Below are 24869 nucleotides of genomic sequence, written 5' to 3'. Positions count from 1 at the left end.
ATTAAGAGAATGGCAACTAAAATGCAACCTAACACTGTTAAATGGTAACAAAATGCGCTATATAAAAGAAATTCCGCATCCGTCGTTCCGAGTTGGCCTGTACGCCTGGAATAACAAATACCTGATTAAAATTGAAGCAGGAATGTACGAACAAACCTATAAGATCAGTGAAATGGACGTTAGTTCCGTAGACGAGGTAACCCGGCTGGTGGATGAAACCTTCCTGCAACGGGTGAACGAGCGGTTCGCCCAGATGCACGAAGATTTTATGAATACCCTTGAGCGGCATGAGTTTGATTAATTCCCCGCCACCAGGAGCCATTTTTTATACAGACTCATCTGCTCCGGCGTGGGGCTGGCAACGGGTTGAATCCGGTACGCGGCCAGCGGGTTGCCGATGAGCTGCATGGACAAGGTTTTGGTCTGCCCGCTGCGGCTAACCAGCACGGAAATGGTTTGCCCCGGGTGATAATTGTCCAGCATCCGGTCGAGGTCGTTGCTAACCCGCAGGTTGTCGATGGAAATAAGCTCGTCGTTAACGTTGAGACCGCTAGTCCAGGCCGGTGAGTCCCGCCGGACGGAGGTAACCGTCAGTCTTCCATCAGCAAACCGGGTCATTGCGCCCAGATACGCATCCTGTTTGCTGGCACTGGCGTCGACCAATTGCAGGCCCACCGGGTTAAGAAAACCGTTGTAGTCGATTTTTTCGGTACCGAATACGTACTTCTGGAAAAAATCATCCATTTTTTTGCCCGCTATTTTCTCAACGGCGGCCTGAAATTCGTCGTCCGTAAAGCCGCGTTTTTCCTTTTTATAATACGTAATATATAATAGGCGCAGCACATCGTCGAGTTTTTTCTGTCCGTTGGTGCTGGTCAGGATCGCCAGGTTGAGCAGCCCACCCAGAACGCTGCCCTTGCTGTAGTAGGAAACCGTGCTGTTGACCGAGTTTTCGTTGGGACGGTAATACTTAATCCAGGCGTCCAGGCTTGATTCGGCGACGGACTGAACCCGGTTGCCGGGCAAATTCTCAATTCCGGTAATCTCGCCCGTAAACGAGCGCAGGTAGGCGTCGGACGTCATCAAACCGCTGCGTTGTAAAATGGCGGTCTGGTAGAAGCTGGTGATGCCTTCGGCCACCCACAGCAGGTGCGTATAATTTTCGTTTTCGTAATCGAACGGACCGAGGGCTTTGGGCCGGATCCGTTTGACGTTCCAGAGATGAAAATACTCGTGGGCCACCAGACTCAGAAAATCCTGGTAGAGTTTTCCGTTCAGAAACGCGTTGCGGGTTACCTGCAGCGTGGTGGAGTTGGCGTGTTCGAGACCGCCCCCGCCCGTGGGCGTCTGGTGAATGATAAAGGTATAATCCTGGCAGGGGTGCTCGCCAATGACACGGTACGTTTCCTCGCAAACCCGTTTCATGTCGTCGGCCAGCTTGGCGTCGTCGTATACGTTATCGCCGTACATCGCCACGGTATGCGGCACGCCCGCGGCCGTAAACGAAAATGTGTGGTGGTTGCCAATTTCAACGGGGCTGTCCACCAGCACGTCGTAATCGGCGGCTTCATAGGTATTCGACTGGTCCGGCACGGCGGGCAGACCGGTCGCAATCTTTTTCCAGTCTTTGTAGGGCTGAATCACCAGCCGGTGGGGCTGGCTGCGGAGGTGATCCAAGTACATAAAAACGCTGGCGCCGTTCAGGTAGCCGTGGGAAGCGTCGATGAAGCTGGTCCGTACGCTCAGTTCGTACGCGTATACCTTATAATAAATAGAGAGCTGGTCGGCGGTCGAATAAACCCGCCAGGTATTTTTCCGAATCTTCTCGGAGCGCACGGGTTGGCTGCCCGCCGTAGCCCGGAATCCTTCCACGTTCCTGGCGTACTCCCGAATCAAATACGAGCCCGGCGTCCAGACCGGCATTTTAACGTCCAGATAGCCGTTTGATGAGGTTTTGGCCCCGGCGGCTGCGCCCGATATCCGCATTTCCACCACAAAATAATGGGTTTGCGGTTCGGGCATGGATAGTATATACGTAATGGACGGAGAAGCTACGACGGCAGAAATTTCAGTTGATTGAAGTGTGGTATTTGCCCCAAGCCCCCAGAAGGGAAAACAGAGCAAAAAGAAAAGCCAATGATTTTTTTTCATACGGAAAATGCGTGTACTTTCGTTTTCAGATGGTGGAAACCCGTTCTTACGACTTCCAAAAGTATTAACGAAACCACGATAAATAAAATCTGTTTAACCCCAACGTATGCGTCCGAACCCGTTTGGAAAGGCATTCCAATTATCGGTTTTAGTAACCTGCTCGGTGTTATCAATCCCGGTATCAGCCCAAAGAACCCTTAGTTATACCGAACCCGATGCCCTGTACCGCAATGGACTGGAGTGGTTTGAGAAAAATAATTATGCGGCTGCCCGTCAGGAATTCATGCAATACCTGGAGCGCAAAAAGCCCATCACCAACATCAGTGACCAAAACGCCGTATCGGCCGAATACTACATCGCCCTGACGGGACTCTACCTGGATATTCCGGAAGCGGAGGTGCAGGTGGACCGGTTTGTGAAGAACCACCGCGAACACCCCAAAGCCGGGCTGTTGTACGGTGATCTGGGCCGGTATTATTTCGACAAGGGCGACTACGACCGCGCCATCACGTTTCTGGAAAAAGCCATCCGCAACAACCAGAACGCGTACGGACAGGCCGAGAGCAAATACCTGCTGGCGATGGCCTATTACTCCAAGCAGGATTTGCGGCAGGCGCTCCCCCTGCTGAACCAGATCAAGCAGGACCCGGGGCTGGAGCAGGCTCCGGCGGCTTCGTATTACGCCGGAGTCATTAATTTCCGGCAGGGCAACTACCAGGAAGCCATCGGCGACTTCCGCCGGATTGAGAAAAACCCGACGTACCAGAACGAGGTGCCGAACTGGATTGTGCAGTCGATGTACAAGGCGGGTCGGTACGATGATCTGCTGGCGTACGCGCAACCCCTGCTGCAACGCAATCGGGGAAATGCCGCGCAACTGACGGAAGTCGCGCTGTTTACGGCGGAGGTATTCTATAAAAAAGGTGATTACGCCAAGGCAATCCCGTATTATAAGCAGTACAGCAACACCAAAGGCCGTAGTGTTCCGCCCGCCGTTCAGTTCCGCTACGGAGATGCCCTGTTCAAAACCGGGGATTACCAGGGGGCGATTGCAACCCTCAAAAATGTGGCCGCCGGAAAAGATACCCTGGCGCAGTATTCGGCGTACCGGATGGGCATTAGCTACCTGCAAACCGGGAACGCAAATTTCGCCCTGAACGCATTCGATCAGTCGGCCCGGCTGGCCTTCAACAAAGCGATTCAGGAAGAATCGGCGTTTAACCACGCCAAACTCCAGCTCGACCTGAACAACGGGGGCGATGCCGTCAAGGAGTTCACCGATTTTCTGAAACGCTACCCGGACAGCAAATTTGAAAACGAATCAAACGAGCTGCTCAGCGAAGCGTATTTCTCTTCCAATAATTACGGCGCGGCCATTGCCTACATTGAGGGACTCCGACGGCGGACTCCGCGCATCAATGCGTCTTACCAGCGGATCACGTATAACCAGGCGGTAAACGATTTTAACGCCGAACGGTATGAGCAGGCGCTGGCCAATTTCGACAAATCCCTGAAATACCCCGTCGACGCTGACCTCAAAAACAGCGCACTTTTCTGGAAAGCCGAAACCTTCTCGGCCCAGCGCAATTACGACGACGCGATTCCGCTTTACCAGCAGGTAACCCGCAACGGAGCCGCGAACGCCGAATTGCAGGGTAAAAGCCTCTATGCGCTGGGGTACGCGGCTTACAACAAGAAAAATTACGCGCAGGCCATCACCTACTTCCGGGATTTTATCGCCAAATCCGGAACGTCGGATAAGCAGGCGCTGGAAGATGCGACGGTTCGGGTGGCGGATAGCTACTTTGCAACCAAGAATTACAACGAGGCCATGCGGTATTACGATAACGCCATTGCCCAGGGCCGCATCGACCGCGATTACGCGGCTTACCAGAAGGGAATGATTCTGGCGTTCATGGAGCGGGATACGGAAGCCAAAGCGCAGTTTGAAAAAGTGCTGAGCCAGTTTCCGAACTCCCGGTATGCCGATGACGCCCTGTTCCAGATGGCCAACGTCGATTTCGAGAAGGGTGCCTACCAGGCTTCGATTCGCGGCTTCAGCCGGTTGATTAACGACAAACCTAAAAGCTACCTCATTCCGGCGGCTCTGCTCAAGCGGGCCACGGCCAGCACCAACCTGCAGGTATACGAACCCGCCATCCAGGATTACCGGCGGATTTTGGACCAGTACGGCGGTAGCCCGTCGGCTTCGGGTGCCCTGCTGGGTTTGCAAAACGCCCTGAGCGATGCGGGCCGGGCCGATGAGTTTAGCAGTACGCTTTCGTCGTACAAGAAAAACAACCCCGGCAGTACGGATCTACAAAAGGTTGAGTTCGAGAATGCCAAAGGGCTATATTTCAACGAGAAATATCAACAGGCTATCACGACGCTGCAGCAGTTTATCGATGATAATCCGAGCAGCCCGCTGATCCACGAAGCCCGGTTTTACCTGGCCGATTCCTATTACCGCACCAACGACCTGACCAACGCGCTCAAGTACTACTATACCGTAATTGGCGATAACAAGTCCGAGTTTGTGACGCGGGCGGCTTCCCGGGCGGCCGATATTGAACGGCAGCAGAAAAACTACCCGCGCGCGGTTCGGAACTACCGTACGGTGTTGGCGCAGTCGAAAAGCAAGAACGAGCAGTCGCAGGCGGTGCTGGGTTTGATGGATACGTATTACGCGACGGGCAACTACGATTCGACCCAGGTGCTGGCGCGGGAAGCGCTGTCGATGGGTAACGTGGTGCCGGGGGCGCAAAACCGGGCGCAGCTGGCGCTGGGTAAAGTGGCCTACGCGAAAGGCGATTACAAGCAGGCAACGACGGAGTTCGAAAAAACGATTGCCCTGGCGAAAGACGAACAAGGCGCAGAGGCCAACTACTGGATTGCGGAAATTTTATACCGGACCAAGAAGTACAAGGAATCCATTGACGTGCTGCTGAGGTTTAACTCCGATTTTGCCGACCACGAATACTGGAAAGGCAAAGGATTCATCCTGGTGGCCGACAACAACGTGGCCCAGAACGAAATTGCTCAGGCGAAGGCCGTTCTGAATTCCATTATCGAAAACGCGGAAAATCAGGAGATCGTCAACGAAGCCAAACAAAAGCTGGCGGCTATTGACAACAAGAACTAATCACGGATTGGTTTATCATCTTGTTCAACTAACTTTTATTCGAATCGCACCGGTTCAACCCGAATAACTGCATGTTCTTATCAAAACCCTCCATCGATCACCTCGCCTTGATTACTGTAGTCACGGGGAGTCTGTTGCTTGGCACGGTAAACGCGTGGGCCCAACAACCCCAGCGTCCGACGGCCCCGCCCGTGCGCGAAGGCGAGATCGATAACCAGGAAATTACCATTGAGAAGAATCGGAAAATTGAAATGCCCCCGGCCAACCGGCTTTTCAATAAAATACCGTCCATCAAACCGTCGACCGGCCAGCGCAAGCTGACGTACGAATTCAACGACCGGCCTCTGTCGGTGGGTGACCCGAAACTGTCGCCGACGGCCTTACCGCTGCCGGCTGCCCAGGCCGAGCAGCAGAACCTGTTCAACAACTACGTGAAGGCCGGGGCGGGTAATTATGGTTCGTTTTATGGGGAAGCCTTCGGCAGCGGGCAGGTGCTGGACAACGTTTCGGTTGACGGGTCGTTTAAACACCTGTCGTCGTCGATCGGCCCGGTGGATGGCAAGAACTCGGCCACGAGCGAAAACCGGATTAAGCTGAACGGTAACTACCAGACCGACGCCTTCAAGCTTTCGGCTAATTTGGGTTACGACCGCGAAGCGTTTTACTTCTACGGCTACCGCCGTCCGCAGGAGATTGATCGGCAAACCATTCGCCAGAAACTGACGACGACCCAGTTCCGCATTGGGATTGAAAACGTGGACCCCGATAAAAACATTGACTATTCACTGAAAACCGGCGTCACGAATCTGGCCGATAACTACGAGGCTACCGAATTGGACTGGGGCACCAACCTGAAAGCTTCCGTGGGCATTTCGGATAACTTCGTGGCCCTGCTGGCGGCTGACGCTTACATCACGCAGCGGTCTGATGGACCGGTGGACAACCGGAATTTGTTCCGGGTGAAGCCAACCTTTAAATATTCTAATTCGTTTCTGACGGCAACATTCGGGGTTAACGCTGTTAGCGAAACCGATAAGCGCTTGAATGTCAACCGCACGCGCGCTTTTCCGGTTGTTGACCTGGATGTGGTTCCAACTGGGAATATTCACTTTTTTGCGGGCGTCGACGGCGACATCAACCGGAACACTTTGCGGACATTTCTGAGTGAAAACCGCTGGCTGGCTCCGCAGGTGACGCTGGCCAATACCGAGAAGACCTGGGATTTGTACGCCGGGAGCAAAGGAGAATTGGGCAGCGGCATTTCCTACGAGGGCAAAGTTTCGTACGCCCGGTATCGCAACTTCTACGGGTTTAACAACACCTGGCCGGACACTTCCAGATTCTTTGTGGTGTACGATGGCAACCGCACCCATGTGCTGACCGTAACGGGACAGATTGGCTACACCTACAAAGAAGTTTTCCGCTCGACCCTGCGGGCTGATTTTTACGATTACACCCTGAGTCGGATGGAAGCCGCCTGGCACCGGCCGACCCTGTCGGGGTCGTGGTCGAACTCGTTTATTGTGAACAAAAAATTATTCATCACGGCTGATTTGTACCATTATCAGGGAATGCAGGGAAAAAATTTCGTTACCAATCAGATAGTCACCCTGCAACCGATCTGGGATGTGAACCTGAAAATTGACTATTTTTTAGGCAAACAGGTTTCAGCTTTTGTTTCGTTGAATAACATTATAGGCCGTAATTATCAGCGCTATTTGTATTATCCGCAACAAGGACTTAACTTTCTCGGAGGATTGTCGTACAGCTTCTGACACTGCATAACCGAAATGTCCATGGTACCTGTCTCGGATTATATCAAAAAACTGCTTTTTCAGTACGATTGCATCGTTGTTCCGGAACTGGGGGGCTTCATTTTGCACTATATTCCGGCTATGTATGTGGAGAATACCGGATTATACATGCCGCCCCGCAAAAAGATTGCCTTCAACGAAGCGCTACGGCTGGACGATGGTTTGCTGATCAACTACATGATGTTGCACGAAGGCTGCAGCCGCGATGAGGTGGTTCCGGTTATCCGCCACTTTGTAGACCAGTTGAAGCAGCAGGTCCGGCAGCAGCAAATCTTTGCGATAGAAGGGCTGGGTTTATTCTCGGAAAATGAGGAAGGTAAGCTCCAGTTTGATCCCGAAATCCGGCACAACTTCCAGGGAGAATCGTACGGTTTTCAACCCGTCGCGGCCCGGTTGGTAAACAGCCCGGCGGAGCAGGAAGCGGTGACACCGGTTGCGGTTATTCCAATGCCGAAAGAAGCGCCGATTGCCGTGGAAGCCGAAGAAGTGCCCGCCGATGGCGTTGTTGAACTGCCCGGTACCCATAGCCGTCGCCAGTATCTGGCCTGGGCGGCTGCGGTGCTTCTGGTCTGTACGCTGGGCATCGTCACCGTGAATCAATCTTCCTCGCAGCTGGTTAGTAGTTTGAACCCGTTCGAACTATTCCGGGGCGATAAGCAGGAGGAGATCAAGCCCCAAGCAGTAAAAACCGATATAATCCCGTTGGCGGAAACACCTTCCGCCGAGCCGGTGGCTGAACCGACGCTTCCGGTGGCTGAAGCCGTCACAGCATCGTTGGTTGAAAAGCATACGGCACCCATTGTACCGGTATCGACCTCGGTTCTGGTAGAGCCGAAAAAGTCGCCGGTTTATTACCTGGCAATTGCGGGCAGCTTCGCCAGCCGGGGCAATGCCCGGAAGCTGGTGCGCCAGTTGCACCGCCGTGGTTTCGAAACCGCCTATATCCTGCCGCCCCGCAAAGCAAAGGAACTCGTCAAAGTGGCTGCGCTGGGTTCGCCGGACAAAAACGAGATTCTGCAGGCCATTGATCAGGTGAGCAAAGTCTCGGGGGCACGCGCCTGGGTTCATAAAGTGGAATAAGTCGCCTTTTTGGAAAGGCAAATGATAGTGAAAAGGCAGCCAGTAGCTGCCTTTTTGCGTTGGTGAACCGAACTATTCGTGAAATCGTTTTAATTTTGCCGGCAGGAGAACAATACTGTCCACCGGTTTTTCCGTTAATTGGCTAAACTTCTGAACCATGAGTCGCGTGTTGCTGGATAATGAGAATGAATACCGGGTTACGGCGCTGGCCGGCTCGTTCGCTGTGTGTGCCCTGCTGTTCTTTCTGCTGCTGTATATCCGATTGTGGCAATCGGTTCCTGAGCCCCCGCCGATTCAGTACGTGGACGTGAACTTTGGGACGGACCTGATTGGCAGCGGGTCGATTCAAACCTACAACAAGGCCAGCGACTCCAAAAACACGGAAGATGTCAAGAAAGAAGAAGACCGGCCCAATCCGAAGGTGACAACCACTTCGCGGGTGGAAAAAACACCGACCTCGCCGGTTCCGAAGATTGTTGATGCCAAGCCCGACAAAGTTGTCACTGAGAAACCCGATATTGCCAGCAAGCTTGAGAGTCCAGTGACGGTTCCCGAAAAAGCCGAGCCGAAGAAAGTAACCTCCACGACGCCCAAACCGACGCCGGCCCCTCCGAAGGCCGAGCCGGTGGCCGAACCCAAGAAGGTGGATGCCAATGCCCTCTACAAACGCTCGAGCTCGGGTGGCTCGAACGGTACCGTGGGAAAAGCATCCGGCGAAGGAGGCAATAACAACGGAGATGATGCTTCGGGTGTAGGCGACAAAGGAAACCCCGACGGAAATATTAACGCCAAGCAGTTTTACGGTACCCCGGGTGGTAGTGGCTCGGGCGTTTCGCTGAACATGGCGGGCTGGCGACTGGCGAGCACCCGGATTGCGCAGGATAATTCCGGCGAGAGCGGCAAAATCGTTTTCGAAATTAAAGTAGACGATAAAGGCGATGTAACTTACGTACGGGTAAAAGAAACCCGGTTGAGTCCGACCGTTACCGAATTTTATAAACAACAGGTGTACAAGTTGCAGCTGGTGGCCAAAGGCTCAGCCGCTCCGCCGATTTCAACGGGTACCTACACCATTAATATCCGCTCAAACTAGTACCGAATGACGTATTCGGAAGCCATTGATTATTTGTACGCGCAGTTGCCGGTTTTTCACCGGGTGGGAGCGAAGGCTATTAAACCGGGTCTCGATAACGTTATCAAACTCTGCGATTATTTAGGAAATCCTCAGGAGAAATTTCGGAGTATCCACATTGCGGGTACCAACGGTAAGGGAAGCTCTTCGCACATGCTGGCGGCCGTGCTCCAGTCGGCTGGCTACAAGACGGGGCTGTATACCTCGCCCCACCTCAAATCCTTCACGGAGCGAATCCGGATTGACGGCTTTCCCGTGCCCGAGGAGGAGGTAGCGGACTTTGTGGTTCAGCACCGGGCGTTTATCGAGGATTTAAAGCCTTCTTTCTTTGAAGTAACCGTTGGTATGGCTTTTGACTACTTCGCCCGTCAGAACGTCGATATCGCCGTTGTAGAGGTAGGTCTCGGGGGGCGTCTTGATTCCACCAACATCATTACCCCGCTTGTCTCGCTCATCACCAACATTGGCTGGGACCATAGCGATATTCTGGGCGATAGCCTGGAGCAAATAGCGTTTGAAAAAGCCGGAATCATCAAGCCCGGTGTGCCGGTCGTTGTCAGCGAATACGATCCCGAGACGCAGGCCGTATTTCGGAAGCGGGCGGAGGAGTGTGGAAGCCAGCTTTTGTTTGGTTCTGATTTATTCGTGGTGAATAATTTTGGCGTCAGCGAGAAAGGGCGGGAGATATCTGTTGAGACGCTTACTGAAAATAGTCTTGCTTTGACATTGGGTTTACTGGGTACTTACCAGTTAAAGAATATTGCCGGCGTTTTGGGCGTTCTGAACGTGCTTACGGGTTTATATTCTCACTCTGGTTCTTCCTTTGAGAAACTTCGCATTTCCCCTGATGCCGTGGAGGACGGCTTGGCCAATGTGGTTGGACTGACGGGTTTGAAAGGACGCTGGCAATTTTTGCAGCGGAATCCGACGGTCATCTGTGATACGGGGCATAACGAACCGGGGATCCGGAATGTCATGGAATCCTTACAGACGGTTACCTACCAGCAGTTGCATGTGGTGGTGGGCTTTGTGAATGACAAGGACCTGTCGCGCGTCATTCGGTTGTTTCCCAAAGAGGCTCGGTATTATTTTTGTCAGCCTGATATTCCGCGGGCTCTGGACGCTGATGTGCTGGCGGAGGAATTTCGGCTACACGGTTTGGTAGGTGAAATAGTAAAAGAAGTAAATCTTGCCCTGGAAACGGCGCTGAGCCGGGCGCAACCGGAGGATTGCATCCTGGTGACCGGTAGCACGTACGTTGTGGCTGAATTAAATCAATTGTAGAAAAGTGAGTAGAAAGAAACTGCCCCGCTTTGAGCATAACCGGGAAAGTCCCCTCGTGCTGGAACCGGGTAAAGAGATTTACGAAACCATTAAAGGAAACTGGCGCGATCGCTATTTCCTGAATTCAAACCCCCTCGTGCTGGAAATTGGCTGCGGCCGGGGGGAATACACCGTAGGACTGGCCCGTCATTATCCGGAGCTGAACTTTATCGGTATCGATCGTAAGGGCGACCGGATTGCCCAGGGGAGTAAGCAGGCGCTTAACGAAGGCTTAACGAATGTTGCCTTTCTGCGGACCGATGTGTTCAAGTTGCTGGATTTTTTTGGCAAAGAGGAGGTTAATGAAATCTGGATTACCTTTCCGGATCCCCAGCCTCGAATCAGTCAGGTAAAAAACCGACTGACCGATCCGCGTTATCTGGCGTTGTACCGGGAAATACTTACCCATGAAGGGATTCTGCACCTGAAGACCGATCATGATGACTTTTTTGATTTTAGTGTTCAGACGCTGCCTGCCAACGGATTCAACGATTTGATCACGACCCACGATCTGTATCGCTCAGACATGAATCATTTGCATCTGGGCATTAAAACAAAATACGAAGAGATCTTCACCCGAAAGGGATTTTCGATAAAATACTTAAAATGCAAAAAGGCGGGATATTAACCCGCCTTTTTTGTTGACTTGACTTTAAATATTACAATTTAGCGATCAGGTCAGCTATCCGGCTTGAGTAGCCGAATTCGTTATCATACCAACCTACAATTTTCACCAACGTGCCGTTGGCGGAAGTCAGCTTAGAATCGAAGATACACGAGCTCGGGTTACCTACGATGTCAGTTGACACGATTTCATCAACGCAGTATTCCAGAATGCCTTTCAGCGGGCCTTCGGCGGCAGCTTTCATGGCTTCGTTAATTTCCTCTTTCGTGGCTTCGCGTTTCAGAATGGCCGTCAAATCTGTAACTGAACCGTCCGGGATGGGAACACGAAGCGCATAGCCATCCAGTTTGCCTTTCAGTTGCGGTAGTACTAAACCAACCGCTTTAGCAGCCCCCGTTGACGTCGGAACGATGGAAAGAGCGGCTGCGCGTGCCCGGCGTAAGTCGGAGTGAGGAGCATCCTGCAGATTCTGGTCCGCCGTGTAAGCGTGAATCGTAGTCATGTAACCTTTCTCAATTCCAAACACATCGTCGAGGACTTTGGCCATCGGAGCCAAGCAGTTGGTCGTACATGATGCGTTGGAGAGAATGGTTTCGCTGCCCGTCAGGGTATCTTCATTTACACCCAAAACGACCGTAGGAATGTTTCCTTTCGCCGGTGCTGAGATAACTACTTTTTTGGCTCCGGCAGTCAGGTGTTGGCCAGCTCCGGCTTCATCGACGAAACGTCCTGTCGATTCCAGTACAACATCAACTCCGAGGTCACCCCAAGGTAGGGCTTTGGGATCACGTTCCGCATAAGCGTGGATACGTGTACCGTTGATGGTCAGGCTATCGCTATCGGACGTGATTTCGCCCTGGAATTTACCGTGTACCGAATCGTATTTCAGCAAATGAGCCAGTGTTGCATTATCAGTTAAATCATTGATGGCAACAATTTCAACATTTTCTTTTTCAAGAAGTCTTCGGAAAGACAGGCGGCCAATCCGGCCAAACCCATTGATGGCGACTTTAATTTTGCCCATTGTATATAATAGAATTGGTTAACATGAACGCTGCAAAGATATCAATACAATTCGAAAGGAAAAGGGGAAGAGAAAACACTTATCTAAATGGAAGACAATATGAGTAAGATAGTATTTTTAGTAAATATAATCAGCATTAGTAATGAGCATGCTAATATAGCACACATGTTTTAGTATTGAATTTAGTATTTTGCTAATTCCACTCGAGATTTTACTAATTTTAGTAGTATAATGCTTTATTGTTTTCTAGACTTACATCAATATTAGATCATTGTAGATAAAATAATAAAGGAGGGGGATATAACCCTTAGGAATTCAATCATTATTCATTATTTTTATAGCGTGACCTACTTAATTAAATTTACAAATAAGGTCTAGAAATTAACATCAATTCGATTTGCCCTCGCTGAATTCTTCTTACCAAACGTACTCCTTTGGATCTAAGATCTGGCCAAATGCTGTATTCAATTTTTTGATAAACAAGTTTCTTCAACGACTAGTTAAAGATTGTAATACTGGTCTGATTCAGACAACGAGTAGATTAAGGTTTGACCCTGGTGGTGAGCCTGTTCATACGCATAAGATTTGGTTGGTGGTTCTTACCCAGAGGCTGAGTTATATGGAGAGGTAATCTGGAATTGGGGGAGAGCAAATTATAGCTCTGAAATGTTTTTTATATAATACGTCTGTATTATATTTATCTATAATTACAAGAATGGTATATAGGTGAAAGGGCTAATTTTCAGAAGACAGAGCCCCAAACTACGATCTAAAATTATAAAGCCCAGTACGAGGGTATAAAATATAAAATTATCAAGAAGAAGAAATTTATTTGGAGTCATATAACATCCTCAAAATCAGATTTTTATGTTTTTCAAAATAAACTACCTGTATCGTTTAAAATTTTAATTATGGAGTACAATAAGGTAATTGAAGATTGCTGGAATGACCGCTCATTATTGAAGGATTCGCAAACCATCCAAACCATTAAGTCGGTGATTGATGAACTCGACAAAGGTATATTACGAGTCGCAGAGCCGGGTGCTGAAGGGGAGAAGTGGACTGTCAACGAATGGGTGAAGAAAGCAATCTTGCTGTACTTTGTCTCACAAACCATGCAGACCGAGGAAGTTGGGATTTTCGAATTTCACGACAAAATTCCTCTTAAAAAAGACTACAAAAGCAGGGGGGTTCGGGTTGTCCCACCAGCCGTTGCCCGCTACGGTTCTTACATTGCTGCTGGAGCTATCCTTATGCCGTCTTACGTTAACGTCGGTGCGTATGTAGATGAACGTACTATGGTTGATACCTGGGCTACGGTAGGCAGTTGTGCGCAGATTGGAAAAGACGTTCATCTGAGTGGCGGTGTCGGCATTGGCGGGGTTCTGGAACCACCTCAGGCTTCACCCGTAATTGTTGAAGACGGCGCTTTTATTGGCTCACGGTGCATTGTTGTAGAAGGCGCTCATATCGGCAAAAGGGCGGTGCTTGGAGCGGGCGTAACCATTACAGGAAGTTCTAAAATTATCGATGTGACCGGATCTTCACCCGTTGAACACCGGGGCTATGTACCGGCCAATTCCGTGGTCATCCCCGGTAGCATTGCTAAAGAATTCCCGGCTGGCGTTTATCAGGTTCCCTGCGCACTGATCATCGGTCAGCGGAAAGAATCAACCGATTTAAAAACGTCGTTGAACGACGCGCTTCGTGATAATAACGTAACTGTATAAATGTAAACCCTTGTTTACACTTTCTCAAAGACCAATTTACATTTGTGAGTTGGTCTTTTTTGTTTACATGCTATTTACTTTTGTCACAATTTACAACAAGAAACTATTTACCAATTTAAATTCATTTACATTTGTTTATCTGCGTGTATAATTTATATTTGTAAAAAATATTGATTTATGAATGTAAATGACAAAATTAAACAGGTGTTGAAGGACAAGAATATGACACCTTCTTACTTTGCCGATGAGATTGGTGTTCAACGTTCTAGCATTTCCCATATTCTCTCGGGACGTAACCGACCTAGCTTTGATATTATTCAGAAAATTATACGGCGTTTTCCAGAGCTGGGTTACGATTGGATCCTTGAAGATGATCAGGCGTCATTGACAAATGTAAACCAACGAACTTCTATAACTGCTCCGACCACTTCCCGAAAAACCGTTCAACAACCCGAAATTGTTGAAAATTCAATTCCTCAACCATCAACTTTACAGCCGACACACCCAGTTGTAGACAAATCGAAAGAAGAAAAAACCATAGAACGAATTCTCGTCTTCTACACCGACGGTACGTTCCGTGAGTATTCTCCGTCGTAAGCTACGGAATACCGTTTGTTTAAAAGTTTGTATCTTTTATAAATTCATTGCAACCCTGCGTTGACGGATGGGATCACTGAAGAAAATCAATAGTTTCTCCACACTATAACCATCCTAATGAAACGCATCATGAAAAGGACCATACCGTATTGGCCCGTAGTTTTTTTGAGTGCCTTGCTGACTCTTTCCGGTTGCAAAAAAGAATCGAACAGCCAAACCGATAATCCGGCTCCGCTGGTGACATCGGTTCAGATTAATGAGAAAGCTTATTCCGTTGTAACCATCGGCAATCAACTCTGGTCAGCCGAAAATTACCGGGGACCGGGGGGATCACCGTACCGGACCGGGGACGAAAAACCGGAGTACGGACGGTATTATACTTTTGACGAAGCCAAAGCCGTTCCCGTTCCCGCCGGCTGGCGGATTCCGACGCTGCAGGATTACAAAGCCCTGGCCGAAAGTCAGGGCGTTCTTTTTACCGGAGAACGCGCCACCGGCCAGGAAGCTCTTAAAAAACTGGTGTCAAAAACCAACTGGCGCACGATGCCGGGCACCAATAGCTCCGGTTTTAACGCCCAACCGGCGGGTTATATCTACCAAAATTCCGCCCCAATGGACGGCGACATCAGCGAATTCTGGCTGGCCGATGGCAATACCGTCAGCATTCAGGAGAGCGCCAGTGGCAAAGGATATACTATGATGTTCTACGGCACCAATGGCCCGGGTTACCGATTTACGCTGCGGTTTGTCCGAAACAAGTAATTTTTTCTCCTGCTTACCACCCAAATTGGCAGGATTCCGGCGTCCTGCCACCGGTTTTCTTTCCCGATCTTCCTTCTTCAGGTTGAAAATCCTCCACAATCCATTACTTTTGCCCTGCAAAGGTGCCGCCTGACGTTGGTCAGCGAGGGCTTAATAGGGAAGTTGGTGCAAGACCAACGCTGTCCCCGCAACTGTAAACCCGGAAAAACTGATTTCCTCTTCGCGCCACTGTCCCGGTTTATCCGGATGGGAAGGCTGAAATCAGCGGGTAAGCCAGGAGACCTGCCTATGTTTGCTTTATTAGGATACGCCGTTTCTTTCGGGTGTAAAGGAAGCGCGATCGGAGGCCGGTGCACCGAAGGGAGCAAGGCCGTTCTTTTGCTTTACTTAATTTCTTTTGTATGCGGTGTAGAGACGGGGTTTTCCTGTCCTTCCTGATCGGTTCGTTTTACGCAGCGAACGGACAGACGAGTGGTACTGACCAAATGTTGCCTGCGGTGACGGTTCGGGGCACGACGCCCGAACGGTTTTCGGTCGGGCAAAAAACACAGCGAATCGATTCGGTAACGCTCGAGCAATTCCGGTTTCAAACGCTCACGGATGTTCTGACGTACACGACACCCCTTGCTTTTAAGGTGTACGGAGCGGGTCAACTCGCGACGGTTTCGTTTCGCGGCACCTCGTCCAACCACACCGCCGTGCTCTGGAACGGGATCAACATCAACCAGCCCACCCTGGGGCAGACCGATTTTTCCACGCTGCCCGTCGTCGGTTTCGATCAGCTGGCCGTTCAATACGGTTCCTCGGCCAGTTGCGTGGGGTCGGATGCGGTGGGCGGCAGTATTCTCTTGATGAATAATCCCAAATGGCAGCAACCTGGTTTCTCGGCGTCGGCGGGCCAGCAGGTGGGCAGCTTCCGCAACTACGGCACCCAGACCGGTATCCGGTTTGTTACGCCACCGGGAAAACGGTGGCAAATCGCCGGGAAAACCTTTCTGAACCTGGCTAATTACAACAACGATTACCCATACCGCGAACGGGGCCATTATTTTGTTGAGCATTCGACGACGCGCCAGAAGGGGCTAATTCAGGATTTATATTTCCGTAACGCCGAAAATCAGCAGCTTTCCTTTAATCTCTGGCTAACCGACAACAATCTGATTGTCTCACCGTACGATACGACGGTGCGGGAACAAACCCGTTCGCAGTCGTACCGGTTTCTGTCTACCTATGAAACGGATAAATTGACGGTTCGGCTGGGCTATATCCGCGACATCATCGACTACGCCCGCGGGAATTTGCGTAATCCGAGCCATTCCGAAACTGATCGACTAGTCAGTCGAATGGAACGCGAATTTATAAAACCATTCGGATTTAGCCCTGCCACGCTGCGGATAGGGGGCGAATGGTCACACTACTGGACGCGTGTAGACGGCTATGGTTCGTCGCTTATTCAGGAAGACCGCGCCGATCTGTTCGCTCTGTTACGAATTCAGTTAGCAAAATGGCTGTTCTCGGCAAATGTCCGCCAGGCGTTCGTAACCCGCTTTGATCCGCCCGTTACCCCCTCGGTGGGGGCGGAATATTCCGTTCTGCAGACGACTAAGACCAGCCTGACCGCCAAAGCCTCCCTGGGACGCAGCTACCGGGTGCCAACCTTGAATGAACGCTACTGGCGCGAATTGGGGAATCCGAATCTTCGGCCGGAAAACGGTTTTAACCTGGAAGCCGGTGTAGCGGCCCGCTGGCTGCCGGGCGACCGACTCACGCTTTCATCGGAAGCCACGATTTTTCGTAACCGCATCGACGACTGGTCGTACTGGAATCCCGAATACGGCTACCGGGTCGAGAATCTTCAATTAGTGGTGGCCCGCGGGCTGGAATGGACCGGTTCGCTGGCGTACACCGGTCCGGCCTGGCAGTCGGGGCTATCGGTAAGCTACGCCCTGACCCGCTCCAGCCAGGAACGCGTTTACAATGCATTTGCCCAGGACATCATTGGGAAACAGCTCGTTTACGTGCCCAGGCACGTCGGGCGGCTATCGGCTTACGTATCCCGCGGAAAAATGCGCCTGACGCTCCAGAATCAGGTGAATTCCCGGCAGTACATTACATTCGACAACATCCAGTTTCTGCGCGGGTACATGCTGACCAACGTGCTGCTGGAAACGCAGGTAAAACTAGGGCCGGTCGCCACCCGTATTCAGGGGCAGGTCAACAACCTTTTTGATACCGTTTACCTCAACGTTAAGCGCAACGCCATGCCGGGGCGCCATTTTGCCGTTCAATTAATCTGTAATCTGCATACCAAACAATGATCAAAAAAGTAACCACCGCTTCGGCGGTCCGGCTGAAACTGGCGCTTAGTCTGCTGGTCGCCTTAAACTGGTCCTGTAACAACGACAAGACCGATCCGGAGCCTTTGCCCAACGGCGCGGGCGTGCTGGTCATCAACCAGGGCAACTTCACCGACAACAACGGCACCATTACGTATTTACCGCCCAACGGCGCGGCACCAACCTACGATATTTTTAATCAGGTCAACCAGCGCTCCTTAACGGGTAGTCTTCAGGATTACACCGAATCCGACGGCAAGGGACTGATTCTGGTCGATAATACAACCGCCGGACAGGATAAAGTAGAGATCGTGGACGCCAACACGTTCCAATCACTGGCAACGTTAAAATCCCCGGATATTGAAAATCCCCGGTCGGCGGTGCGGGTCAGTGCAAATAAAGTCTACGTTAGCTGCTGGGATGTTTCCGGCGACTACGCAAACGGCACGTTCTACAAAGATCCCGGTTACATTGCAGTTGTGGATCTGACGACCAATACCGTTACCAGGAAGATTCCGGCGGTGAAAGGAGTGGAGACCCTGCTGCTGGTGGGTAACGAGGTGTTTGCCGGTTCGGCCGGTGGCGCCACGAAACTGACGGTAGTCGATGCCATTAACGACCAGCTGAAAACCGGCATTGAAATTGGCCGGAATCCAAGCCCGGTTGCGGTGGACGCCAACGGGAAACTGTGGGTGTATTCGGGTGGTGAAATGGTGCGGATCAATCCCCAGAGCAAAGCCATCGAATCCCGCCTGAAAATTGGGAGTGACCCGGCCCGCTCGGCCAGCCGTTTCCGACTCAGCGCCGACAAACAGTATTTCTACTTCGTGAACAGTTATTACGATGCCGCCGATAATTACAAAGAGAAAGGCGATGTGTACCGTTTTGCCATTACCGACACGAGCGTTCCGACTACCACACCTTTTATCAAGCGGTTGTTCAGCGGATTGGCCGTTGACCCCACCACGGGCACTATATACGGGGGCGTTACACCTTCTTACAAACAGGCAGGTTATGTGTACCGCTACCAGGCCAGTGGCACGTTAATCGATTCGGTGAAAGCTGAAATTGCGCCGACGGTATTTTATTTTAAATAAAGAAAAGACAAAAGAGGAAAGACTTTTACCATTCGGTTTCTTGTCTTTTTTCTTTTGTTTTTCATCTTTTTAGGATGCACAAAGCAATCATTAGCTGGAGCGGGGGCAAGGATTCGGCCCTCGCTTTATTTTTTTGTCAGCAATCCGCTCAGTACGAGGTGGTGGGCTTACTGACCAACGTGAACGAACTGCTCGGACGCGTTACGATGCACGGTGTTCGGGCGGAACTGATTGAAGACCAGGCCAAGGCGCTGGGCTTGCCGTTGTACACACTAAAACTTTCGGGCGATGTTTCCCTGGAATCGTACAATCAGGCCGTAAAGCAATCCCTGAATATGTTTAAAGAACAGGGCGTTACGCACGTAATTTACGGCGATATTTTCCTGGAAGACCTTCGGCACTACCGGGAGCAGCAAGTAAGCGAGGTCGGCTTACAGGCCGTGTTTCCGCTGTGGCAGCACAATACGACTTCGTTACTGACCCGGTTTAACCAGTCCGGGTTCAAAGCGGTGCTGGTTTGCATCAATGCCAAACTGTTACCGGAAAGCTGGGCGGGCCGGGAACTGGACGAAACCGTGCTGGCCGACTTGCCGCCAGCGGTGGACCCGTGCGGTGAGAATGGCGAATATCATTCGTTTGTATACGACGGACCCATTTTTAAAAGTCCGGTAGCTTTCCAGAAGGGCGAAACCGTTCGGCGTTCGTATCCGGCGCCCACACAGTCAGATGATCAATGGGATACGGAATTTGTGTTTCAGGATTTAGTATCTTTCAAAAAGAAACGCAAACATAAATATCCATGAACTTATCACTCATCTTCGGCAAAGGCTGGCAATTTCAGCACCGGCGTTATACATACCGGCGAATTCTCCGGCGAGTAGCGCATCAATACCAGGATCAACTGCGACAGGCTACGGGCTGGCGAAAAATCTGGCTACGGATAAAAATACGGTATGAAATTGAAAAGAATTACGGTTCTATCATCTCCTGACTCCCTTATTTGTTCCACGTGAATCCTTAAATCATTGATAGATACAGCATTATACAACATACTATGTACCAATACCTTATAATGGTATTTAAACCCTTACTTGCGCATAAAATAGTTGTTGTATAATTTATATTATGTTAACTAGGTTTTCTGTAAATGCCCTATCTCCCCATTCCTTTCCTCATCCAGTTTATTTCCTTTTCAACCAGTACCCTCCGCTCGATTGCCTTATGCTCACCATCTCTTCGAGAAACTCCGAATTTAATTTGAAAACATTTGAGTTATTCAATTAACCCAAAAACGTCGACGGTTTAGGTAATCATGGTATTAACTTTGATACTAGTTCTGTATCTAATCCGCTTTCAAGCACGCATAATTCACTAAATGGCTGTCCCTAGCCATACCCGTTACTGCCAACCGCACTCCAGCGGACCCGGTTGGCCGGTTTCCGCTCTCTCCTGCTTCCTAACACCCCCTCAACAGACCTACTTAACTAGCTTATTTCCAGCCGTTTTGGTCATTTGATAAGAAAACCGGACACTAAAAAAGCGGGTCGCCTTTAAAGGCGACCCGCTTAACAGTACGACTGTTCTGATTATTTGCTTTCGATACAAACCACTTTGTTGTCTTCGAATTGCTTCAGAATGTTCTGCAGGTTTGTCAGGTTGTCATTCAGATCCTGATCGGTATCTTTCACCGATTTCGCTTTCTGGAAATACGGCAACGCCTGTTTGAACTTGCCACATACCTGGCCTTCGATTTCTTTTCCTTTGGCCTGATACTCTTTCATATCCATCGCGCCCAGTTGTTCCCGGATCTGGATGGCTTCGTTGAAGTAAGCAGCGCCCAGGTTGAAGTTGGCATCGAAGTTATTCGGGTCCACTTGCAACGCCTTGTTGTAATACTCTTTCACCATTCCGCGACTTTCATCGACGGATTTGGTCAACTCGGCAAGTTTTTGCTCCTGGTTACCGGCGGCCTGGCTCTGCTGAGCCTGCTGCTGAACTTCTTTTTCCAGACCAGTGATTTTCGTTTGTGAATCAGCGATCATCTGCTTTACGCGCGTGATCTGATTTTTCACATCGACGTTCTTCGGTTCACGCTTCTGACGGGCCGTCAAACGGGTCAACTCGTTTTGCGATTCTTTCAACACCGTTTTCTCGTCCGCCAGCTGCTTGGTTGCATTCGGACCTTTCTTAGCATCGCCCTTCAGCTTTTTGAGCTCATCGGACTGGTCTCTGAGCTTACTGTCGTAGATACCGGCCAGCGTCAGCAGGTTGTTGACGTTGTTTGGCTCTTTTGCGATCTGATCCTTCAGGCTGGTAATGGCATCATCCATTTTGCCGGACGTTACCAGGATGCTGGTCCGCTGGGTAGTCAGGTCTTTGTTGTTCGGGAACACCGAAAGACCCTTATCAATCGTAGCAACGGCTTTCTCAACTTCCTTGTCCTGGTAGTATAAACTCACCAGCGTCGTGTAGACCGAAACGTCCTTGCCACCGTTGGCAATGTACCGTTCAAAGTTGGCTTTCGCATCGGCCGGCTTCTCGGCGTTTTGGGAGAAAATCCCCGCGTACAAAGCCGCCGTGGTGTCTTTCGGGTTAATCTCACCCGCTCTGGTCATCAGCGTAGCCGCATCCTTAAAGTTTTTGGCCTGGTACTTGTAGATACCCGAGTTCATAAAAGCCTGAAACAAAGGCTGGCCTTTCAGGGCTTCCTCAGCTTCTTTGGCCATTTTGCCTGGACCACCGGATTTTTTATCTTTATCTAGCTCGATAACTTTCTGGTAGGCTTCGTAGGCAACATTGGCAGCGTTTGAATCGAGTTTGATGGCCTGCGTAGCGATGTTCTCGTACGTCTTGGCGCGATCCAGCCAAGTTTTGGGCTTGACAGAAGATTTTTCGTCCGTGATTGCCTTGTCGCTTTTTTCTTTCTCAGACTGGAAAGTTTTTTCGGTCAGAGCATCGAGCCCTTGTTGCTGCGCGTATGCTCCTACTGATAAAAATCCCGCCAGTAGAAAGAACGAGAGTCTTTTCATGTGACTTAAATTTGGGGTTGAACGTTGGTTACATAAATAATTTTGGAAAGTACCGAATAAAATACGGGATAATCAAGCCATTTGCTCAGAGCTTGGCTCTTCCGGACTCCCGCCCGATGCGCTGCTCTCCCCTTCCGTTCCTTCCAGTTCTTCATCTTCTTCCCGGGCAATCCGGGTTACCGACGAGATTTCGTCACCGTCGCGCAGGTTGATCAGCCGCACGCCCTGGGTGTTCCGGCCAATGACCCGAACCTCGTCCACGTGCATCCGGATGGCCGTTCCTGCTTTGGTAATAATCATCAGGTCGTCGGCATCCGTTACTTCCAGAATACCCACCAGATTACCGACTTTATCCGTAACCTTCAGCGTACCGACTCCTTTGGCACCCCGGTTGGTCACCCGGTATTCATCCAGCGGAGAGCGTTTGCCAAATCCTTTCTCGGATACCACCAGCAACTGGGCGTCGTCGCGACCGATGCAAACCATCCCCACGGCTTTTACGCCCGGTTCCAGATCGATCCCCCGAACCCCAGCCGCCGTACGGCCCATCGGACGCACCCGGCTTTCGTTGAAGCGAACGGCTTTTCCTTCGCTCGATGCAATGATAATGTCGTTCTGACCGTTAGTCATACACACGTTCAGCAACCGGTCTCCCTCCTCCTCGTTGATCGTGATGGCGATGATCCCGTTCTGGCGCGGACGCGAGTAAGCTTCCAGCAGGGTTTTCTTGATGGTGCCCTGCTCGGTACACATTACGATATAATTATTATTAATGTAGTCGGCATTCTTCAGGTCCTTCACGTTGATGACCGCCCGCACTTTGTCGTCCGACTCAATGTTGATGAAGTTTGCCAATGGCCGCCCTTTCGAATCGCGGGCTCCCTCGGGCAGTTCATACACCGGCAACCAGTACAAACGGCCTTTCTGGGTAAAGATCAGCAGCGTGTTGTGCATCGTCGCCATGAACAGATGCTCCGTAAAGTCATCTTCCTTGGTCTTGGCCGCGCGGGAACCAACCCCTCCCCGACTCTGGGTCCGGTATTCGGTCAACGGCGTGCGTTTGATATAGCCCTCGTGCGAAATGGTAATCAGCATTTCATCATCGGCAATCAGCGAAAGATCACTGATGTTACCGTCGCCCAGCATGTTGATATCCGTTCGGCGCGCATCCCCGTAACGGGCTCTCAATTCGAGCAGCTCTTCCTTAATGATTTCCAGCTTCCGCTCTTCGCTGGCCAGAATACCTTTCAAATCGGCAATCAACCGGGCCAGCTCTTCGTATTCGGCCACAATTTTATCCCGCTCCAGCCCCGTTAGCCGTTGCAGACGCAGTTCCAGGATGGCTTTGGCCTGCACTTCGGTCAACTGGAACCGTTCGATCAAACCGTTTTTGGCCACATCCGGGTCGCGCGAGCTCCGGATCAGCTCAATCACCGCATCAAGGTTGTCGAGCGCAATCAGCAAACCTTCCAAGATGTGCGCCCGTTTCTCGGCTTCGCGCAGTTCGTACAGAGTCCGGCGGGTAATCACCTCCTGGCGGTGCTCCACGTAATACCGGATCATGTCCTTCAGGTTCAGCAACACCGGGCGGCCTTTCACCAGCGCCACGTTGTTGATGTTGAACGACGACTGCAACTGCGTATATTTATAGAGGTTGTTCAGCACCACATTCGGAACCGCATCCCGCTTCAAATCATACACCACGCGCAGACCGTCGCGGTCGGATTCATCCCGAAAGGCCGAGATGCCCTCAATTTTCTTATCATTGATCAATTCCGCCGTTTTTTCCAGCATCATGGCTTTATTAACCATGTAGGGAACATCGGTTACAATAATCTGGGTCTTGCCCTTATTCTCTTCAATGGTCGCGTTCGCCCGCAGCACCACCCGACCCTGACCGGTCCGGAACGCGTTGCGCACGCCCTCCATCCCGTAAATGGTCGCGCCGGTTGGGAAATCGGGCGCCGTGATGTACTCCATCAACTCATCGATGGTGATGTCGTGATTATCAATGTAGGCAACAATTCCGTTGACCACCTCCGTCAGGTTGTGGGGTGCCATGTTCGTGGCCATCCCGACGGCAATTCCCGACGAGCCGTTTAGCAGCAGGTTGGGCAGCTTGGCCGGCATCACGCTAGGTTCTTCCAGCGAATCATCGAAGTTGGGCTGGAAATCAACGGTTTCCTTGTAAATATCGGTCAATATCTCCTCCGCAATCCGCTTCAGACGGGCTTCGGTGTACCGCATGGCCGCCGGAGCGTCCCCGTCGATGGAACCAAAGTTACCCTGTCCATCCACGAGCGGATAGCGCAGCGACCAGTCCTGGGCCATCCGCACCATGGTGCTGTACACGGACGAGTCACCGTGCGGGTGGTATTTCCCCAGTACTTCGCCGACGATACGCGCCGACTTCTTGTACGGTTTGTTATAATTTACACCCAATTCAGCCATCCCAAATAACACCCGACGGTGCACCGGCTTCAAACCGTCACGGACATCAGGCAAAGCCCGGGAGATAATAACCGACATCGAATAATCGATGTAGGCCCCGCGCATTTCGTCTTCAATGTTAATGGGAATAATGTTGGTGGCGTCGTTTTGTTCTTCTGTTTCTTCTGCCATAAGAAGTTAATTCTCTGTCCGACAATCCGGACCAAGCGATGGTTAAAAAATGGAACCGTTCCGAGAAATCTACCGAACGGAGAAAGGCCTTTTCAATGGTGTGCCTATCATACAAATATGCAAAAAAATCACCACAAATAAAAGCGTTTTCCGAAGCAAGTGCAATTTGGGACAAATTCCGGGCCAAGTTCACCAATCTTTCACCAACGCCCGCTCAGCCCCCGGAAATCAGCCGCTACGACTCCGTATTTCTGCGACGATCTGTTTACCATTTCAACACCGTATTATCCAATTTACAACCGATCAGGTAGTTTGGGCAATTCGTATACGACTATTCCGGAAGTTCACCCGGCAAATAATAAATTTTTCCGTATTTTTACCGATGTACTTTCTGCACAATTCGTG

Annotated in this window: 18 protein-coding genes and 1 riboswitch; of the genes, 14 read left to right on the top strand and 4 right to left on the bottom strand. The window is 50.8% G+C overall.

The window, feature by feature from the left end; translation table 11 throughout:
* The first annotated feature begins 52 nt into the window (after nucleotides 1–52).
* Nucleotides 53–301 carry a hypothetical protein gene (locus tag OQ371_RS20960; RefSeq protein WP_265990291.1) on the top strand — a complete coding sequence of 83 codons (249 nt, stop codon included), beginning with the start codon at nucleotides 53–55 and terminating at the stop codon, nucleotides 299–301.
* Here OQ371_RS20960 and OQ371_RS20955 read toward each other — a convergent pair.
* Nucleotides 298–2022, bottom strand: a complete 1725-nt coding sequence (locus OQ371_RS20955; protein WP_310586588.1) for a M61 family metallopeptidase — start codon at nucleotides 2020–2022, stop codon at nucleotides 298–300. The two genes, OQ371_RS20960 and OQ371_RS20955, sit on opposite strands and share 4 nt — an antisense overlap.
* Before the next feature lie 235 nt (nucleotides 2023–2257).
* On the opposite strand from OQ371_RS20955, the gene OQ371_RS20950 reads away from it, so the two are divergent.
* From OQ371_RS20950 to trmB, 6 genes are all read left to right on the top strand, one after another.
* Nucleotides 2258–5293: a tetratricopeptide repeat protein gene (locus OQ371_RS20950; RefSeq protein ID WP_265990289.1), complete on the top strand. Its 3036-nt coding sequence runs from the start codon at nucleotides 2258–2260 to the stop codon at nucleotides 5291–5293.
* Nucleotides 5294–5364: 71 nt separating this feature from the next.
* On the top strand, nucleotides 5365–7068 hold the full coding sequence (locus OQ371_RS20945) for a TonB-dependent receptor (RefSeq protein ID WP_265990288.1): 1704 nt from the start codon (nucleotides 5365–5367) through the stop codon (nucleotides 7066–7068).
* Between the two features lie 21 nt (nucleotides 7069–7089).
* On the top strand, nucleotides 7090–8187 hold the full coding sequence (locus tag OQ371_RS20940; protein ID WP_265990287.1) for an HU domain-containing protein: 1098 nt from the start codon (nucleotides 7090–7092) through the stop codon (nucleotides 8185–8187).
* A 157-nt stretch (nucleotides 8188–8344) separates the two neighbouring features.
* Entirely contained in the window at nucleotides 8345–9280 is a 936-nt protein-coding gene (locus OQ371_RS20935; RefSeq protein WP_265990286.1) for a hypothetical protein, read from the top strand.
* Between the two features lie 6 nt (nucleotides 9281–9286).
* The gene (locus tag OQ371_RS20930) at nucleotides 9287–10603 is read left to right on the top strand and encodes a bifunctional folylpolyglutamate synthase/dihydrofolate synthase (protein WP_265990285.1); all 1317 of its coding nucleotides are present in this window, start codon (nucleotides 9287–9289) and stop codon (nucleotides 10601–10603) included.
* A 4-nt stretch (nucleotides 10604–10607) separates the two neighbouring features.
* Complete coding sequence (trmB, locus tag OQ371_RS20925; protein ID WP_265990284.1) at nucleotides 10608–11270, top strand: tRNA (guanosine(46)-N7)-methyltransferase TrmB; 663 nt, start codon at nucleotides 10608–10610, stop codon at nucleotides 11268–11270.
* 31 nt (nucleotides 11271–11301) lie between these two features.
* Here trmB and gap read toward each other — a convergent pair whose 3' ends face one another.
* The gene (gene gap / locus OQ371_RS20920) at nucleotides 11302–12291 is read right to left on the bottom strand and encodes a type I glyceraldehyde-3-phosphate dehydrogenase (RefSeq protein ID WP_265990283.1); all 990 of its coding nucleotides are present in this window, start codon (nucleotides 12289–12291) and stop codon (nucleotides 11302–11304) included.
* Nucleotides 12292–13202: 911 nt separating this feature from the next.
* Here gap and OQ371_RS20915 point away from each other — a divergent pair.
* The 7 genes from OQ371_RS20915 to OQ371_RS20885 all read left to right on the top strand — a co-directional run bounded on the left by OQ371_RS20915 (nucleotide 13203) and on the right by OQ371_RS20885 (nucleotide 19804).
* The gene (locus tag OQ371_RS20915; protein WP_265990282.1) at nucleotides 13203–14021 is read left to right on the top strand and encodes a 2,3,4,5-tetrahydropyridine-2,6-dicarboxylate N-succinyltransferase; all 819 of its coding nucleotides are present in this window, start codon (nucleotides 13203–13205) and stop codon (nucleotides 14019–14021) included.
* 177 nt (nucleotides 14022–14198) lie between these two features.
* The gene (locus tag OQ371_RS20910; protein WP_265990281.1) at nucleotides 14199–14618 is read left to right on the top strand and encodes a helix-turn-helix transcriptional regulator; all 420 of its coding nucleotides are present in this window, start codon (nucleotides 14199–14201) and stop codon (nucleotides 14616–14618) included.
* Nucleotides 14619–14747: 129 nt separating this feature from the next.
* A complete protein-coding gene (locus tag OQ371_RS20905; protein WP_265990280.1) occupies nucleotides 14748–15380 on the top strand; it encodes an FISUMP domain-containing protein in 633 nt (210 codons plus the stop codon).
* A 103-nt stretch (nucleotides 15381–15483) separates the two neighbouring features.
* A riboswitch (cobalamin riboswitch) is annotated at nucleotides 15484–15684 on the top strand.
* A gap of 97 nt (nucleotides 15685–15781) precedes the next feature.
* Nucleotides 15782–17698 carry a TonB-dependent receptor plug domain-containing protein gene (locus OQ371_RS20900; protein ID WP_265990279.1) on the top strand — a complete coding sequence of 639 codons (1917 nt, stop codon included), beginning with the start codon at nucleotides 15782–15784 and terminating at the stop codon, nucleotides 17696–17698.
* Complete coding sequence (locus OQ371_RS20895) at nucleotides 17695–18813, top strand: YncE family protein (protein WP_265990278.1); 1119 nt, start codon at nucleotides 17695–17697, stop codon at nucleotides 18811–18813. Before OQ371_RS20900 ends, OQ371_RS20895 begins: the two co-directional genes overlap by 4 nt.
* A gap of 74 nt (nucleotides 18814–18887) precedes the next feature.
* The gene (locus OQ371_RS20890; RefSeq protein WP_265990277.1) at nucleotides 18888–19616 is read left to right on the top strand and encodes a Dph6-related ATP pyrophosphatase; all 729 of its coding nucleotides are present in this window, start codon (nucleotides 18888–18890) and stop codon (nucleotides 19614–19616) included.
* Nucleotides 19613–19804, top strand: a complete 192-nt coding sequence (locus OQ371_RS20885) for a hypothetical protein (RefSeq protein WP_265990276.1) — start codon at nucleotides 19613–19615, stop codon at nucleotides 19802–19804. The genes OQ371_RS20890 and OQ371_RS20885 overlap by 4 nt, the downstream gene beginning before the upstream one ends.
* 595 nt (nucleotides 19805–20399) lie before the next feature.
* On the opposite strand, the gene OQ371_RS20880 is transcribed toward OQ371_RS20885, so the two are convergent.
* A complete protein-coding gene (locus tag OQ371_RS20880) occupies nucleotides 20400–21842 on the bottom strand; it encodes a tetratricopeptide repeat protein (protein ID WP_265990275.1) in 1443 nt (480 codons plus the stop codon).
* A gap of 72 nt (nucleotides 21843–21914) precedes the next feature.
* On the bottom strand, nucleotides 21915–24464 hold the full coding sequence (gene gyrA / locus OQ371_RS20875; protein ID WP_265990274.1) for a DNA gyrase subunit A: 2550 nt from the start codon (nucleotides 24462–24464) through the stop codon (nucleotides 21915–21917).
* Between the last annotated feature and the right edge of the window lie 405 nt (nucleotides 24465–24869).

The organism is Larkinella insperata, assembly GCF_026248825.1.
Taxonomy (GTDB): Bacteria; Bacteroidota; Bacteroidia; order Cytophagales; family Spirosomataceae; genus Larkinella; species Larkinella insperata.
The sequence above is the reverse complement of the archived record's forward strand: the minus strand, read 5'-3'. Positions and strand labels throughout refer to the sequence as shown.